Here is a 12,673-nt window from a genome sequence, read left to right on the forward strand (position 1 = left end):
GATAGGATTAGAGATAGCGACCCGTTTCTATTGCCCAGATCTTATGCAATCGGCGCTCAAAACGCTCACCACCATTATAAGATGCTCTCAGGTAGGCCTGTACCAGGTCCCAGATCAACACAAAGCCAATAACGCGCCCGCCCAGGCACATCAGGTTCATATTATCATGCTCTACACCCTGGTGCGCCGAATAGGTTTCTGTGATCAGCGCAGCCCTTACGCCCGGAAATTTATTAGCTGCTACCGATACACCTACGCCGCTGCCGCAAACGGCAATGCCACGATCCATAACACCAGCTGTAATAGCCTTTGCCAATGGAACAATGATATCTGGATAATCATCGTCAGCGTCATAAACATGCGCACCAAAGTCAGTTACTGAATAGCCTACGGCTTCCAGTTGTTTCACCAACTGTTGCTTAACCTCGAAACCAGCATGATCGGCAGCAATCCCTATTTTCATTGACCATCGTTTTTTACCAGCGCTTTCGCGCGGTTGTATACATGATCTACTGTAAAGCCAAAATGTTTGAGCACTTCCTCACCCGGCCCCGACTCGCCAAAGCGATCAATACCAATAACGGCACCTCCAGTGGTTACATATTTGTACCATGCCAACGTAATGCCAGCTTCCACGGCAAGCCGCTTATGAATAGTTGGCGGGAACACCGTGTCTTTATAAGCCTGGTCCTGCTGCTCAAATAGCTCCCACGAAGGCATGCTGACCACACGGGTAGGTATGCCCTCGGCTTGCAGGCGCTCTTGTGCCTGCACCACCAGCTGCAGTTCTGAGCCAGTGCCAATCAGTATAAGTGTCGGTGCGCCATTGGCCTCACTTAGGATATAAGCCCCCTTTTCGAGGTTAGAAGCCGGTGCATATTTTGTTTGATCCAGCGTGGGTATCTTCTGGCGGGTAAGAATGAGCGCAACAGGCCCTTTCAAGCTGGTCATGGCAATACGCCAGGCAGCGACTGTTTCATTGGCATCGCCTGGCCTTATTACGGTAAGATTGGGAATGGCACGCAAGGCAGTAACGTGCTCTACCGGCTGATGGGTGGGACCATCTTCTCCCAGGCCAATGCTATCGTGCGTAAAGATGTAGGTAACGGGTGCTTCTGTTAAAGCGGCCAGACGAATGGCGCCCCGCATATAGTCAGAAAAGGTTAAGAAGGTACCACCATAAACACGAACACCGCGGTGGGTGGCCATGCCATTTAGAATAGCGCCCATAGCATGCTCGCGTACGCCAAACCAGATATTGCTGTTTTGATACTGACCTGGCTGAAAGCTAACATCGCCGTTCTTAGGTGTTTCGGTAGAACTGGCCAGGTCCGCCGATCCGCCAATCATCCATGGAACGATCTTCTTTAGCGCTTCAAGTGATTTGCCCGAAGCCTGGCGTGTGGCCAGTGCTTCTTCGGACCCAAACACCGGCAGTTCTTTTTCCCAGCCTTCGGGTAGCTTACCACTAAAGGCCAGATCAAACTGTTTGGCTTCATTAGGGAAGCTTTTCGTGTAAGCGTCCAGGTTACCTTGCCACTCCTCTTGCAGGTGTGCTCCTTTTTTACCCAACTCTAAAAGATGCGTTTTTACATCGTCAGGTATGTAAAAGGTTTTATCAGGATCCCAGCCAAAGAAGGTCTTGGTCTTTTTGACATTATCCTCACCCAAGGCACTGCCATGCACCTTGCTGGTACCGGCTTGCGGACTGCCATAACCAATAATGGTTTTTACAGAAATGAGCGTAGGGTGTTCTTTATCAGCCTGTGCCTCACGAATGGCGTCTTCTATGGCTTGCATGTCATTACCATCGGCCACGGTAAGTGTTTGCCAGCCATAGGCACGGAAGCGTGCTGGTACATCCTCGGTAAACGCCAGGCTGGTGGGACCATCGAGCGAGATGTCGTTATCATCATAGAGATAAATAAGCTTACCTAGTTTTAAATGCCCAGCAAGAGATGCCGCTTCTGAGGCCACACCTTCCATCAGGTCGCCATCACTGACTATACCGTAGGTGTAATGATCGATCAGAGAATGTCCCTCACGGTTAAACGTAGCCGCTAAAAACGCTTCGGCAATAGCAACACCCACACCATTACCAAATCCCTGCCCTAACGGCCCTGTAGTGACCTCTACGCCGGGTGTGAGCATGGATTCAGGATGACCGGGTGTTTTGGACCCTACCTGCCGGAACCGCTTGATCTCTTCTAACGGAAGATCATAGCCGTATAAATGCAACAGGCTATACAATAAGGCTGAACCGTGCCCTGCCGAGAGGATGAACCTGTCTCGGTTGGTCCAGTGCGGATCGCGGGGATTGAATCGTAAAAACTTACTCCATAGCACATAGGCCATGGGGGCTGCGCCAAGCGGCAAACCGGGGTGACCGGAGTTGGCCTGCTGCACCATGTCAACAGATAAAAACCGGATCGTATTAATGCTGCGCTCGTCAATGGGGTTAAGGGTGTGAGAAGCCATAGGTAAATAAAGTTACAGCAAGTAAAATGGGAAAAGAAGCGGGGAGGGAAAAAGCTGCGAGAAGAAGTCCTCTGTCGACAGACGACAGCCCACAGTAGGAAAGTCAATGGTCAAAAAGTCATTGGTTATTGAATGAGTGAGTAGTGGTGAGAAATCGTGAAACGTGAGACGTGAAAAGGGAGGAGTAATGAGTAAGGAGTCCGTAATGAAGTAAAGTAGGCCTATTATAGGAGGATATTCTCTGCAACTCCTCTATGGCTCCCGTGCGCGGGTGCTCCCCTTTAGGGGCTGGAGGCGTGTGAAACATCTTTTCGCGGAGCACAGAACAAACCTTGTAAATTCGTAACACTTAACCCTATACTATGACCATTGCTATTATATCCTCTGCCGTACGCACCGGACGCAAAAGCCATTGGGTGGCGCTGTATTTCAAAAATTACATTGAACAACAGGGATTGGCTACTGTCGACTTTATTGATCTGGCAGAATACCAGTTTCCGCTTTTTGAAGAACGCCTGCGTTTTATGCCCTCACCATCGGCCGATGTTTTGGATTTTGCGCAACGCATTGTACTGGCAGATGGCGTGCTCATTGTTACTCCTGAATACAATGGCGGCTATCCCGCAAGCTTAAAAAACGTAGTGGATCTGCTGTACGCCGAATGGAAGCGTAAACCTATAGCCTTGGCTACCGTTTCCGGCGGACCTTTTGGCGGAGCACAGGTAATGACATCGCTAGTGTTTTCGCTATGGAAAATAGGAGCCTGGGTGGTGCCGGCAATGTTCCAGGTAGCCAAGGTGCAGGAGAGTTACGACGAGACAGGAACACCCAAAGACAAAGAAGGCACCGACAAAAGGGCAAAGGCATTTTTAGAAGAACTGCGCTGGTGCATAGAAGCCAATAATCGCATGCAGGAGACGGCTGCGAAAGGCTCTTAACATGCAATAAAGCAAAGCCAGTACGCTTAGAAGCTGATTCAAAAAAAGAGGCGGTTGTTGTAAGTACAACTGTACTACGTATTACAACCGCCTTGTTCAGCAAGAGCTACTTCATTCGCTTGGAATCAGAACATGAATCCTGCTTTTATATATAGCACCTGGTCTTCTTTTGATACGCCATAGTTGGCTGTAAACGAAATCCGCTGGTAAGGAACAATCCATACACCGCCACCATAGCCTACATGCCAGCGGTTGGAATCTTCATCTGGTATCCATACCCGTCCATTATCACAGAACAGGTTAATACCCAGCTTACCTCTTACAACAAAACCTTTAAGCGTTGCTACTGGTATGCGCAGTTCATTGTTATTGTACACCATGGATTTACCAGAAAAACGGCTTCTTCTGTACCCTCTTAAATTGGTTAAGCCACTGAGCTGGTTGTACTGGAAAAACTGTGGATCGCCAGAAAGAATAGCACCACCAATGCGGCTGGTCCAAACCAATGAACGTATGGGAAGATAAAAAGTAAACGCCCCGGCATAGTTGGAATAATTATCCGACCGCGTTGGCGAGTAGTGGTATTGAATGGCCGATTCTACAGCTACGCCATGGGTAGGAAAATAACTATCATTTCTTGTTGAAAACAAATAAGACACCGTACCACCAACCCAATGTACGCGATCAAAAGCCGATGAGTCCAGCGCTGCACCAGCACTGGTTACAAAACGTTTATCTACCTCCTGCACCTGGGTTGATAAATAATCGCCCAAAATCGACACATGGTGCTTGGCCGCCCATGAACGTTGCAGCCCGGCTACCGCCACCAGTTGTTCTACCCTTATTCTATAGAAGGATTTATCGTCTACCAGCTTCTCTGTATTATTACCCAGTCCATAAAAGTTCAACACATAGTCGGGTTGGTTCAGGTAGAAATTGGCCAATACATTCCAGCGTCCAACAACCTGCGCAAAGAAGCCTTCGTATAAGAAGTTATAAGCACCAGATTCGAAGGCATAGTTAGCAGCGATGCGATGTTGTGCAGCAAGTCCCGGTTTATTCCATTTGTATTTTCTGTAGTTGATGCCACCGCCCAGGAAAACGCCATCATCAGGGTTATAGCCTGGCAAAAAAAATGGCAATACTATATCGTACTGGTAATTACCATAGGTGTATTGTTGCCAAAGGGAGTCGGGGCGTGTTCTTATCTTAAACTCCTTTTTCACCTCACTGTTCTTTTTCAATGAAGTATCGTATGCATATACTTTCGACAACTTGGAACCTGTAGCATTGGTATAGCTATTATTACCATAACCACCAATCAACCGGATCCTTGATTTTAACCGGGTGTTGGGTTCTATTTGAAACTGATCATCGCCATTCATGCCATAGAGGCGTACCTCTTTTGTTTCACTGGAGTTAAATACCCGTTCTTTTTTTAGCAGGTATCCTTCCTTATCCAAGGCATAATGCTTTATGGTAAATGTAGAAGGCTCGGTTGAGGATATCACAAACTTGTCTGCGTTATCAGTACCCATCCATTCCACCTCTTTTGAAAGGATCTTATAATACTCTTTGGTGTACTTCATCAAATCGTCTCTACGATGCATAAGCTTTTGCTGTATATCCTGGCCGTTTAAAGGCTTAACCGAAGCCGGCAATTCATTCACCGCTTGTGTAATTACGTTATCTGTCCATGCCGTTTGCATTGCACTTCCTTCTTTTTCCCACTCGGGCCAGGTAAGATCTACCAATATCAGGCGATCCAGGTTTTTAGCTTGCCACATCAACCCTTTCATATCCTCTATATCCTCTTTAAAGTATTTAGCCTTACGCAAGGCCCATTTGCGGGTACCTAACCAGGGCACAACGCCATCCAGCTTGGCAAATGCCTGGTCCCGATCTTTCGGTATGGGATATATGTAATTCAATCCATCCTGTTTCCGCACACCCCATGTCCATTGATCTTCATGCCGGTCCCAGTCGCCTATGAACATATCCAATAAACGGGCGCGTAGGAAGGCCCTGCTGTCGGCTTTGTATTTTGGCTTTAATAATGACTCCTGCATTTTTTCGGTAGAGAAGATCCGCTCGGCATTTCCAAACAACGGGTTGCCTTCCCAGTTGCCTTGTGGGCGCTCTTCCATCAGGTAGAACTGGTTGCCAAACGTGGAGTCAAATTCACCTAATGCACTTGATCTTTTTACAAATACAAACTTCGGGTTACTACGATAGATGCCGCCTGCTTTGGCCAGATCGGCCACCACCAATGGTGCATATGGATGTGCAGATGATACCTGGTCTTTTACAAATTCAACGGCAACTGTTCCGGCAAATTCCTCTGGCAGGGCTTTCTCGGGAAACTTCTCCACCGTACGTATGGTATATTCCTGCCCGGTGGTCTTTGACTTTAGTTGTAAAGACTTGGTTTGTTTACCTCCGCCTTCTTTTTTTACTACCAACCCTCCATAAAGTGTATCAATATCAATCACGGGAACTTTTATTGGTGTGATCCATTCGCGCCGGTAGTGGTCGCCAAGGAACCAACGCGTAGTAGGCACTTTCTGAAAGGCCGCGTCGGCAAGAACATAGACACTGTCGCCTTTGTATTGCTTTTGCCGGTTTATGTTAGCAATAATGGAGGCATCGTCAATTGCAGACTGGCCAATACTTTGGGATGAGAACAAGAGAATAGCAGCAGCGAGGTATAGCCAATGCCGCACAGCAGTTGTAGAATGAGTGGTGTTCATGGCAGTTGGTAAGAGGTGTATATAAAATTACAATTTATCTGGTGGGTATTTGCTAAGCTGAGCGGTTAGGATATGTCAAGATTTCAGGATAAGTATCAAGCAGAGGCGCCGGGGCGCGGAGAGGGAGGAACCACAGAGACAGGGAGTGCAGGGAGGTGCACAGAGAGTATGGTTGGCCCGCAGATGGCGCAGATAAACGCGGAGATGGTTTCGCGGAGAGGAATAGGTATCCGCGAAGACGCTAAGGAGCACAAAGGAGGGGGTGGCTGAATTTAGTTTTCGTTTTTCTTATTTCCTATTTCGGATTTAGCATTTGGTATTTGGAATTTTTCCTTTCACTTTTGGTTGATAGGTGTTTCAATAATTAAAAAATCAGCACCGGCTTCGCAGTGAATGGGTACGGTATCGGTTTCCCATACACCAATGGCATCCCTGGGGTGAAGGTCGGTCCCATCTACACGTATTTGCCCTTCCAGCAGGAATATAAAAAGGCATTTATTGGCAGGCGAAAAGCGATAGGTTAGTTCTTGCGCTGTATCAAAAGACCCCAGTGAAAGTTTGGCGCTTTGATTGATCCAGCAATGCTCCATGCCTTCTTCATTCGAAACAATGGTTTTTAATTGATTTCTTCTTTTCTCTTTGGGAAAACTGCGTTGCTGGTAGCGGGGTGTGATGTTTTGCAACTTGGGCTCGATCCATATCTGTAAAAAGTTAACCTCCTCTTCTCCAATATTATATTCCTCGTGGCGTAGTCCACTACCAGCGCTCATAATTTGTACACCACCTTCTTCAATCACCGTTTTATAACCTAGGGTATCAATATGGTTCATCTTTCCTTTCAACAAGACGGAGATAATTTCCATATTGGCGTGCGGGTGTATACCAAAGCCCTTACCAGCTTCTACAAAATCGTCGTTGAATGCTACTAGCGTTCCAAAAGCTGATTTTAATGGATGGTAATAATCGCTAAAACTGAAGTAAAAATTGCTCTTCAACCAACCAATGTCTTTTATGCCGCGCTCTGTTTTTCTGAAAACCTGTGACTTCATTTGTACTTGTTTATTCTGTTATTGTTTGTCTTTAGGGCAATGTAATAAAGATCGACTTACGCTTTACAGGCTGCACATTGCGTGTTTTATGTCCTTTGCCAGTGGTATCTTCCATGAGCAACACTTCACCTGCTTTGAAAATTCGCTTGTCACCCAACGATGTTTCTATCTCAATTTCACCATCCAAAAGTATAATATACTGCTTTTCTGGTGCGGCATGAAAGTTCCAGTCGTAAGAGGGCTCTACCTCCCGGAATATAACAGACTTAGCTGGAATGGCTTCGGATAAACGTCCAATACTACCGGCCTCAGCCAGTGGAACGATCACATCTTCAAAATGGCTATCACCTGCAGCATCACTATATACTCTTGTTAGGGAAAACATTTATACGCTCTTTATAGATTGTGCATTAAACACCAGGCGGTTGGCGTTATCAATTTCATCATGGTTAATCGTATGTCCCATGCTGTTATACACTTTTGCTTCAACAGCAGCACCCATGCCATTTAAAATGTTTGTAGTGGCATATACGCGTTCTACCGGTACGTGTGGATCAGGATCGCTTGTTCCTATAAAGACGGGCGTTTGCTCAAAGCCGCCCTTGTAATTTTCAGGATAGATCTTATCACCTATCAAGCCTCCTGTAAAAGCTACTATGCCGCCGTATTTTGTGGCGTTACGTGTAACAAACTCCAGGGTCAGACAGGCTCCTTGTGAAAAACCTAAGAAGTAAATGTGCTCTGAGGGTATGCCTTTACTATTAAGATCTTGAACCATTTCTTTCAACAAGGCCAGCGACGACGATAACCAAGGTTCATTTTGCGCAGGTGGCGCTAAAAATGAATAGGGATACCAGGTATTATTAGTAGCCTGCGGAGCCAGTAATGTAAAGTCTTTTACGTCCAGATGGTTGGCAAGAGTCAGAATATCTTCTGCACTACCGCCACGTCCGTGTAACAGAATTAATACATTGTTCTTAGGGTCTAGTTCCTTTCCTGCTGTCAGTATATTTTTTTCGTGCATGATTATTTGTATTTATCCAGGTTAATAAAAACGGGCGTCAGTGTTTTTTCAATCTGTTGCCTGTTGTCTTCAAACTGCGGTGGTAACTTCAAGGCTTCTCCGAGATGATCAATGGACTCATCTACCATAAAGCCAGGCCCTGATGTAGCCACTTCAAACAATACACCACCCGGCTCCCGGAAGTAGATAGAGGTAAAGTAGTTCCGATCCAGTATGGGCGTCGGATTCAGCATCCGCTTAACGATCTTCAATCTCACTTCTTCCTGTGTTCCTTTATTTGGTGTGGCAAAAGCAATATGATGAACCGTACCACTGCCTGCCAGGCCTTTCATGCTGTCTGGCGAGCAAAGTATATCGATATAGTTTCCAGGTGCATCTTTGGCTGCAAAGCGAAAGCGATTTCCTTTTTCAGCAATAAGCTGATGATCTAACTGTTCGGTAAGCAAGCCTGCTGTACGCTCATAGCCTTCTTCCCAGATCTCTACGTTATAAAATCCTTTGATGGAATGTTCTTGAGGAATGTTACCAAGACTAAAGCCGGGGCGCGTATCCTTGTCATTAAAGACCAACTCCAAACCTAGTCCATCCTCATCTTCAAAATACACCACCATCTCGCCGTCGAAGCGCTCTTGTGGTTTTTTATAGGGAATATCAAACCGTTTTAGGCGTTCCAGCCAATAGTTCAGTGAAGTAGCAGGAGCCGAAAACGTTGTGGTGTTCAACATGCCTTTTCCTTGTCGGCCATTGACCAATCCATTGTATGGGAAAAAGGTAAGAATACTTCCAGGGTTACCTACTTCATCGCCATAGTAAAAGTGGTATACATCCGGACCATCGAAGTTGATGGTTTTCTTAACCAGTCGCAAACCAAGAATACCTACATAAAAATCAATGTTCTTCTGCGCACTACTGGCAATGGCTGTAACGTGATGGATACCTGTAATTAGCTGACTCATTTAAATGGGTTTAATTCTTTATTGGTTTACTCAATCACCACTACCACATCGCTAGGCTTTTTGAGCAACCGGTCAATGGGACAAACTTTAGAAATTTCCAACAACCTTTTTATTTGTTCCTCTTTAAGACTTCCGGTAAAATGGATAGAGCAATAAAACGTATTCAGCCCTGACGCCATCTGGTCGCCTTTTACCAGCTTCACATTTACCTGTATCTCCCCTACATCCCAATTCTTTCGCCTCGCATACATGCGAAGGGTAATAGCCGTACACGAGGCCAATGCCATACATAAATAGTCGCCGGGTGCAGGGCCCATGTCGCTTCCACCAAAGTCCAATGGTTCGTCAGCAATGAAATGATGTTCACCAATAGTAAGCTGGGTGGTATACATATCACCACTATTTTTCGCTACAGCCGATGCTATAACCTTTGTTTCTGCCATTTATCGTTTACCTTTTTGTTGAACATCCCGTTTATTTTCTTATCCAATTTTTTGCATTCAACGTTTCTATAACTATACACTTTGAATGCACCTTGAGGTTACGGCTTTAAAGCAGGCAACGCATCTACTATTCGTTGGCGTGCTGGTTCATATTGTGGGGGCAGCATCAGGTGTGTACCCAACTCACTAATTGATTCGTCGGTAGCAAAGCCTGGATTATCTGTTGCTATCTCAAACAACACACCACCCGGTTCACGGAAGTACAGTGAGTAGAAATAATTTCGGTCAATCTTTTCCGTGATATTCAAGCCAGCATTTACTACCTTCTCTCTAAAGTTCATCAGGATGTTTTCGTCTTTTACACGGAAGGCCACGTGGTGATTGGTACCACCAGCATTGATGCCACGCTGCCCGTTTGGATCTTCTACAATATCCACTACGTTAGCCGTATCAATAGCCTCTGTAATAAAGCGATAGCGATTCCCTTCCTGCGTTAACAGACGGTAGCCAAAGATGTCGGTTAAGACTTTAGCAGTAGCGGCGCTGTTGCGCACCGTAAGCACAATGCTGTGAAAACCTTTGGTGGCCGTGTCTTCTTTCACCTCGTTGGTTACCCATGGCTTACGCGTATCATTGGTAGCTACTAGGTTAAGCTGCAGGCCATCTGGGTCTTCAAAAGAAAGGTATTGCTCGCCAAAGCGTTCATTAATAGGCTGGTGCTTTACCTTAAGCGTTTCAAAGCGGTTCTTCCAAAAAGGCAGGCTGTCTTTGGGTACTGCATATCCAATTTCCGTGGCCATGCCGGTACCAGGACTACCTTTTTGAATTCCTTCCCAAGGGAAGAAAGTAAGGATAGAACCAGGCGTGCCTACTTCGTCGCCAAAGTAAAAGTGATAAGTGCCAGGGTCATCAAAGTTGACGGTCTTTTTCACCAACCGCACACCCAGAACACGCGTATAAAAATCATAATTGCGTTGGGCATCACCAGCTATAGCTGTAATATGATGGAGTCCTAATATTTTATTTTCCATGATTGTTTAATTAAGCGTTTACCAATTCGGCTTGTTTTACTAATTGTACTTCAGCATGGATCTTAATTTCATCACTCACCACTACACTTCCTGCTTCCGTAACGGCATTCCAAGTTAAACCAAAGTCTTTACGACTGATCTTGCCACTTACGGTAAAGCCAGCTTTTGTTTGTCCATAAGGATCAACTACAATACCACCGTGTTCTACAGTAAGAGCAATGGGTTTTGTTATTCCACGGACGGTCAATTCTCCATACAACTTTGCATCCTCACCATTGGTTTCATATTTGGTGCCGACGAAACGCAACTGACCATACTCCTCTGCATTAAAGAAATCGGCTGATTTCAAGTGGGCGTCACGCTGTGCATTATTGGTATCAATAGAATTAATATCAGCTGTAAACTCAATGTTTTTAGCCGTAATAAAGTTTTCTGTATCTGTAACAACATTTAGATCAAACTGCTTGAAATAACCTGTTACGGTTGTGATCATCAGGTGTTTTACCTTAAACTGTATTTCCGAGTGTGTCGGGTCTATTTTCCAATTCATTGCCATAGTTTGTTGTTTTAATTTGTTGAAACAAAACTACTATGACAGGCAGGCCTGCTCCATTGAGAAAAGGCAAGAAATGAATGTGACCTAGATCACATTATTTGGACAATGTTATTTGTTTACGCAGGCGGCTTAGGGTTTCACGTGTAATGCCCAGGTACGAAGCGATCATGTGCTGTGGCACCCGCTGCACACAGTCTGGGTAGGTAATGGAAAAGCGTTTATATCGCGCTTCCGCTGGTTCTGCCAGCGATTGCATCAGGCGTTTCTGGGTAGCTACCAGGTGGTTTTGCATCAGGATCCGGAAGTAGTGTTCCAGCTTAGGAACGGTTTCCATAGCCTGGTTCCACGATGGTTTGTCTATCAAAAGCACCTCTGCTTCTTCCAGTGCCTCCATATTAAAAATAGAGGGCTCGTCGGTTAAAAAGCTCGCCAAATCAGCCATCCACCAGCCTTCTGAAGCAAATTGAAGGGTGTGTTCACCGTCTTTTTCATCCACCGTAAAAGAGCGGAGAATACCTTTTTCAACAAATGCCTGGTACCGGCAAACATCGCCTTCCTGCAGCAGGTATTGTCGTTTCCGCAATTTTTTGGGCAAGAAAAAGGATTTGACAAGAGCAAACTCTTCATCTGTCAGTGAAATAATTTCAGTAATTTTTTTATAGAGCAGCTCAGTCATTTTACAAAGTTAAGTGGGCGCTTAAAATTAGCGAGTTCTGCAAATCTTCCTTTCTAATTGATTATTAAGCTATAAGAAACTATTTTTTAACGTGTTGTCCCCTTTTTCCCACCAAGGCTTACAGTCTTCGGAGCTCATCCATAAAGCTCTTAACAAAGCCTTAATCCGCACAGCTAGGCATTTCATCAATATAAATTGTACCTTCACCGAGTTAATTTGAGCAACGCATCTAGTTAAGTCAATTACCTGCCTCGTTATCTTGTCAGTTAGTGCTTCAATTTTTGCCTCGCCCAGATACCATTTATCATTTTTTTATTTTAAAAAGAACATGAACATTTACGTTTCAAACTTAAGCTTCAACATTCAAGATGAAGATTTACGTGGATTTTTCGCTGAGTATGGCGAAGTAACTTCTGCCAAGGTAATTACAGACAGAGAAACTGGCCGCTCTCGTGGTTTTGGCTTCGTAGAAATGTCTGACGACGAGGCTTCTCGCAAAGCGATTGCTGAGTTAGACGGTGCGTCTATCGACAACCGTACTATCAAAGTAATGGAAGCTAAACCAAAAGAAGGTGGCAACAACCGTGGCGGTGGCTTCGGTGGTGGCAACCGTGGTGGTGGCTTTGGTGGTAACCGCGGTGGCGGTGGCTATAACAAGAATCGCTACTAATCTCTTTTTTTATAGTCCGCGCCCTGGTTTCCACCAGGGCTTTTTTTTGGGCACCACCTTTGCGGCAATAAAAACGAATTTTGGTTCAACAACTATATAAGC

13 protein-coding genes are annotated in these 12,673 nt (G+C 45.4%); 2 read left to right on the forward strand and 11 right to left on the reverse strand.

All coding sequences use genetic code 11. The features are described 5' to 3' along the window. Positions 1-7: 7 nt before the first annotated feature. Positions 8-463, reverse strand: coding sequence for an RpiB/LacA/LacB family sugar-phosphate isomerase (locus SY85_RS14540; RefSeq protein WP_066405635.1), 456 nt, complete (start codon positions 461-463; stop codon positions 8-10). Further along, positions 460-2,478 (reverse strand): transketolase, encoded by a 2,019-nt coding sequence (tkt, locus tag SY85_RS14545; RefSeq protein ID WP_066405636.1) that lies wholly within the window; start codon positions 2,476-2,478, stop codon positions 460-462. The genes SY85_RS14540 and tkt overlap by 4 nt, the downstream gene beginning before the upstream one ends. Positions 2,479-2,840: 362 nt before the next feature. On the opposite strand from tkt, the gene SY85_RS14550 reads away from it, so the two are divergent. Further along, positions 2,841-3,416, forward strand: a complete 576-nt coding sequence (locus SY85_RS14550; RefSeq protein WP_066405637.1) for an NADPH-dependent FMN reductase — start codon at positions 2,841-2,843, stop codon at positions 3,414-3,416. A 125-nt stretch (positions 3,417-3,541) separates the two neighbouring features. On the opposite strand, the gene SY85_RS14555 is transcribed toward SY85_RS14550, so the two are convergent. The 9 genes from SY85_RS14555 to SY85_RS14600 form a co-directional block, all read right to left on the reverse strand. Beyond that, the gene (locus SY85_RS14555) at positions 3,542-6,166 is read right to left on the reverse strand and encodes a BamA/TamA family outer membrane protein (RefSeq protein WP_066405638.1); all 2,625 of its coding nucleotides are present in this window, start codon (positions 6,164-6,166) and stop codon (positions 3,542-3,544) included. Positions 6,167-6,501: 335 nt separating this feature from the next. Further along, positions 6,502-7,215, reverse strand: a complete 714-nt coding sequence (locus SY85_RS14565; RefSeq protein WP_066405640.1) for a pirin family protein — start codon at positions 7,213-7,215, stop codon at positions 6,502-6,504. A 31-nt stretch (positions 7,216-7,246) separates the two neighbouring features. Then, the gene (locus SY85_RS14570; RefSeq protein ID WP_066405641.1) at positions 7,247-7,600 is read right to left on the reverse strand and encodes a cupin domain-containing protein; all 354 of its coding nucleotides are present in this window, start codon (positions 7,598-7,600) and stop codon (positions 7,247-7,249) included. Beyond that, a complete protein-coding gene (locus tag SY85_RS14575) occupies positions 7,601-8,239 on the reverse strand; it encodes an alpha/beta hydrolase (protein WP_066405642.1) in 639 nt (212 codons plus the stop codon). It lies immediately after the preceding gene. Positions 8,240-8,241: 2 nt separating this feature from the next. Beyond that, the gene (locus tag SY85_RS14580; protein ID WP_066405643.1) at positions 8,242-9,195 is read right to left on the reverse strand and encodes a ring-cleaving dioxygenase; all 954 of its coding nucleotides are present in this window, start codon (positions 9,193-9,195) and stop codon (positions 8,242-8,244) included. Positions 9,196-9,221: 26 nt separating this feature from the next. Further along, a complete protein-coding gene (locus tag SY85_RS14585) occupies positions 9,222-9,638 on the reverse strand; it encodes an OsmC family protein (protein ID WP_082886467.1) in 417 nt (138 codons plus the stop codon). Between the two features lie 98 nt (positions 9,639-9,736). Next, a complete protein-coding gene (locus SY85_RS14590; protein ID WP_066405644.1) occupies positions 9,737-10,669 on the reverse strand; it encodes a ring-cleaving dioxygenase in 933 nt (310 codons plus the stop codon). 10 nt (positions 10,670-10,679) lie between these two features. Next, complete coding sequence (locus tag SY85_RS14595; protein WP_335583195.1) at positions 10,680-11,219, reverse strand: YceI family protein; 540 nt, start codon at positions 11,217-11,219, stop codon at positions 10,680-10,682. A gap of 100 nt (positions 11,220-11,319) precedes the next feature. Beyond that, a complete protein-coding gene (locus SY85_RS14600) occupies positions 11,320-11,901 on the reverse strand; it encodes a Crp/Fnr family transcriptional regulator (RefSeq protein WP_066405646.1) in 582 nt (193 codons plus the stop codon). 328 nt (positions 11,902-12,229) lie between these two features. On the opposite strand from SY85_RS14600, the gene SY85_RS14605 reads away from it, so the two are divergent. Next, positions 12,230-12,571 carry an RNA recognition motif domain-containing protein gene (locus tag SY85_RS14605; RefSeq protein WP_066405647.1) on the forward strand — a complete coding sequence of 114 codons (342 nt, stop codon included), beginning with the start codon at positions 12,230-12,232 and terminating at the stop codon, positions 12,569-12,571. The last annotated feature ends 102 nt before the right edge of the window (positions 12,572-12,673 follow it).

The sequence above is a fragment of the Flavisolibacter tropicus genome (genome assembly GCF_001644645.1).
Taxonomy (GTDB): domain Bacteria; phylum Bacteroidota; class Bacteroidia; order Chitinophagales; family Chitinophagaceae; genus Flavisolibacter; species Flavisolibacter tropicus.

Excerpts from the sequence above, each read along its gene's own strand:
- SY85_RS14565 (WP_066405640.1), bottom strand. The coding sequence starts at position 7,215 with ATGAAGTCACAGGTTTTCAGAAAAACAGAGCGCGGCATAAAAGACATT.
- SY85_RS14555 (WP_066405638.1), bottom strand. The coding sequence starts at position 6,166 with ATGAACACCACTCATTCTACAACTGCTGTGCGGCATTGGCTATACCTC.
- tkt (WP_066405636.1), bottom strand. The coding sequence starts at position 2,478 with ATGGCTTCTCACACCCTTAACCCCATTGACGAGCGCAGCATTAATACG.
- SY85_RS14605 (WP_066405647.1), top strand. The coding sequence starts at position 12,230 with ATGAACATTTACGTTTCAAACTTAAGCTTCAACATTCAAGATGAAGAT.
- SY85_RS14575 (WP_066405642.1), bottom strand. The coding sequence starts at position 8,239 with ATGCACGAAAAAAATATACTGACAGCAGGAAAGGAACTAGACCCTAAG.
- SY85_RS14570 (WP_066405641.1), bottom strand. The coding sequence starts at position 7,600 with ATGTTTTCCCTAACAAGAGTATATAGTGATGCTGCAGGTGATAGCCAT.
- SY85_RS14595 (WP_335583195.1), bottom strand. The coding sequence starts at position 11,219 with ATGAATTGGAAAATAGACCCGACACACTCGGAAATACAGTTTAAGGTA.
- SY85_RS14550 (WP_066405637.1), top strand. The coding sequence starts at position 2,841 with ATGACCATTGCTATTATATCCTCTGCCGTACGCACCGGACGCAAAAGC.
- SY85_RS14580 (WP_066405643.1), bottom strand. The coding sequence starts at position 9,195 with ATGAGTCAGCTAATTACAGGTATCCATCACGTTACAGCCATTGCCAGT.
- SY85_RS14600 (WP_066405646.1), bottom strand. The coding sequence starts at position 11,901 with ATGACTGAGCTGCTCTATAAAAAAATTACTGAAATTATTTCACTGACA.
- SY85_RS14585 (WP_082886467.1), bottom strand. The coding sequence starts at position 9,638 with ATGGCAGAAACAAAGGTTATAGCATCGGCTGTAGCGAAAAATAGTGGT.
- SY85_RS14590 (WP_066405644.1), bottom strand. The coding sequence starts at position 10,669 with ATGGAAAATAAAATATTAGGACTCCATCATATTACAGCTATAGCTGGT.
- SY85_RS14540 (WP_066405635.1), bottom strand. The coding sequence starts at position 463 with ATGAAAATAGGGATTGCTGCCGATCATGCTGGTTTCGAGGTTAAGCAA.